The sequence below is a fragment of the Mycobacteriales bacterium genome (assembly GCA_036497565.1).
Lineage (GTDB): Bacteria > Actinomycetota > Actinomycetes > Mycobacteriales > QHCD01 > DASXJE01.
Genome location: DASXJE010000186.1, coordinates 1 through 2,514, shown reverse-complemented (window position 1 = coordinate 2,514; position 2,514 = coordinate 1). Strand labels below are relative to the sequence as shown.

4 protein-coding genes are annotated in these 2,514 nt (G+C 66.6%); 2 read left to right on the top strand and 2 right to left on the bottom strand.

All coding sequences use genetic code 11. From position 1 onward, the window contains the following. Positions 1-534 (bottom strand): (Fe-S)-binding protein (locus VGH85_15520; protein ID HEY2175215.1); only part of this gene is annotated, 534 nt, incomplete at its 3' end. Between the two features lie 126 nt (positions 535-660). On the opposite strand from VGH85_15520, the gene VGH85_15515 reads away from it, so the two are divergent. Together VGH85_15515 and VGH85_15510 are read left to right on the top strand one after the other, a co-directional pair. Next, positions 661-1,041: a VOC family protein gene (locus VGH85_15515; GenBank protein ID HEY2175214.1), complete on the top strand. Its 381-nt coding sequence runs from the start codon at positions 661-663 to the stop codon at positions 1,039-1,041. Between the two features lie 201 nt (positions 1,042-1,242). Next, entirely contained in the window at positions 1,243-2,274 is a 1,032-nt protein-coding gene (locus tag VGH85_15510) for an acyl-CoA desaturase (protein ID HEY2175213.1), read from the top strand. Positions 2,275-2,295: 21 nt separating this feature from the next. Here the strand turns inward: VGH85_15510 and VGH85_15505 are convergent. After that, a partial coding sequence (locus VGH85_15505; protein ID HEY2175212.1) for a hypothetical protein occupies positions 2,296-2,514 on the bottom strand: 219 nt, incomplete at its 5' end.

Here is a 2,514-nt window from a genome sequence, read left to right as displayed (position 1 = left end):
GCCGCCGAACCCGCAGCAGGTGTCGGAGTCCGGGAGATCGACCAGATCGATCCCGCGGACCGCCCGCAGCAGTCGGGTCGGCTTGTCACCGACCCTGATCAGCCGGGCCGAGTGGCAGGTCGGGTGATACGTGACGCGGTGCGGATAGTAGGCGCCGACGTCGGTGACTCCCAGGACGTCGACGAGGAGCTCGGACAGCTCGTAGGTCTTCGCCGCGACACGAGCCACGTCGCCGGCCAGCGTCGGGTCGCCCGACTCGGCCGCCAGGCGGGCGTGCTGGTCGCGGACCATCCCGACGCACGAGCCGGACGGACAGACCACGGCGTCGTACGGCGCGAAGGTCTCGGCATAACGCCGGACCAGTGCGTAGGCCTCCGGCCGGTAGCCGGTGTTGACGTGCATCTGACCGCAGCAGGTCTGCGCCATCGGGAAATCGACGTCGTGGCCGAGCCGCTCGAGCAGCCGCACCACGGCCTTGCCGGTGTCCGGGAACGCCGTGTCGTTGACGCAGGTGAGGAACAAGCCGATGCGCATCAGGCTCCACCTCGGGCGTCGTCTTGGGCACTGCAGACGGTCCATACCCTAGTGCGGGCCCCGGTGGACGGGGCGCGGGTGGGCCACCAAGCTGGAGAGACACGTCGCCGAGATCAGGAGAGAGCCATGAGTGGGCCTGCGGTGGTCAAGGCGCTGAGTGGCGTCGTCCTGGACAGTGTCGAGCCACCGGCTCTGGCCCGCTTCTACGCCGAGCTGCTGGGCTGGGAGATCGCGGTCGAGGACGCGACCTGGGTGATCCTCAAGGGGCCCGGCGACGGCACGCACCTGTCGTTCCAACTCGAACCAGAATTGCAGCGCCCGAGATGGCCCTCGACCCGCGCCGACCAGCAGATGATGATCCACCTTGACTTCCTGGTCGAGGATTTGGCGGCGGCGGTGGGCAAGGTGACCGAACTCGGCGGGACCCTGGCCGACCACCAGCCGCAGGAGCACGTGCGGGTATGCGCCGACCCGGAGGGTCACGTCTTCTGCCTGTTTCTCGAATAGTCGCGGCAACTTGGGCGAGCTTTTGCCGTGCCGAGAGATGACACGCCGACCGCCTGGCGCGGGTCATCGGAATTCTTCCGGCACAGCTACGGTGGCTTTCTACGGTGTCGGCTGTTGCATGGGCGACCGTCGAGTATGCGGATCTTGAAAGACCGATCGGTCCATAGCCAGCGCAGGTCCGTTACCTCGGGGGGAATCACCATGACCGCCAGTGGCGTCACGGTCAGGGGAAGCGACTTCGCCGGCCTGAGCCGCGAAATCCGGGCGGCGCGTCTGCTGGAACGGCGACGCGGCAACTACGCGGTACGTATCGGCGTCACCGTCGCGGCCCTTGCCGCGGCATGGTGGGCCTTTGTGTGGGTCGGCGATTCGTGGTTGCAGACGATCGTCGCCGCAGTGATGGGTCTGGTGTGCACCCAGGTCGCGTTTCTGGGCCACGACGGTGGTCACCAGCAGGTGGCCCGCTCCAAGCGCATGAACCGCGCGCTCGGCGTCGTCGCCGCGAACCTGCTCGTGGGACTGAGCTACGGCTGGTGGGTCGACAAGCACAACCGCCACCACTCCCATCCCAATCACGAGGGCTACGACCCGGATATCGGCGAGGGACTGCTCGTCTTCACCACCGATCAGGCGGAGCTGCGCGCGGGCCGGGTGGGGTGTTTCATCACCCGTCATCAGGCGTGGCTGTTCTTCCCGCTCCTGACGCTCGAGGGTCTCAATCTGCACGTGCAGAGCGCGAGCTGGCTTAGGAAGGGCGATGCCCGGCGTCATCGGCGTACCGAAATCGCCTTCCTCGCAGTCCACGTGGTCGCATACCTCGGTGCGGTGCTTTTCGTGCTCTCTCCGGTGAAGGCGCTCGTGTTCGTCGCCATCCATCAAGCAGTGTGGGGCTTCTACATGGGCTGCTCCTTCGCCCCCAACCACAAGGGAATGCCGACGGTACCGGCCGACCGGGACATCGACTTTCTTCGTCGTCAGGTGCTGACCAGTCGCAATGTGCGTGGTGGCTGGTTGACGGACTTCGTGCTCGGCGGGCTGAATTACCAGGTCGAGCACCACCTTTTTCCGAGTATGCCGCGGGCCAGCCTGCGCAAGGCACAGCCGATCGTGCAGGCCTACTGCCGCAGTCTGCATATCGGCTACACCGAGACGAGTCTCGTTGGTTCCTACGCCGCCGCTCTCCGTCACATGCACGCGCTCGGCGCACCACTCCGGGCGGGCGACCAAGGCTGATAGATAACGAGGCCCCGGCCGTCAGTCGAGCAACCGCCGCACCGGTTGCGGTGGTCCGAGGCTTGTGGGTGTCGTCGAGGGCCGCAGATATTCGGTATCGGCCGGCCAGCGGGCGACGTGCTGCGCGCTGGTGTCGGGGTCGTAGCCGATGTAGGTGAGATCGTCGATCTCGACCGCGAAGAGCGTGAACTCACCCACGACGGGCTGCCAGCCGATCTCGGTCTCCACTGCAGCCGCATA

Coding starts and splice junctions, on each gene's coding strand:
- VGH85_15515 (HEY2175214.1), top strand. CDS start 661: ATGAGTGGGCCTGCGGTGGTCAAGGCGCTGAGTGGCGTCGTCCTGGAC.
- VGH85_15510 (HEY2175213.1), top strand. CDS start 1,243: ATGACCGCCAGTGGCGTCACGGTCAGGGGAAGCGACTTCGCCGGCCTG.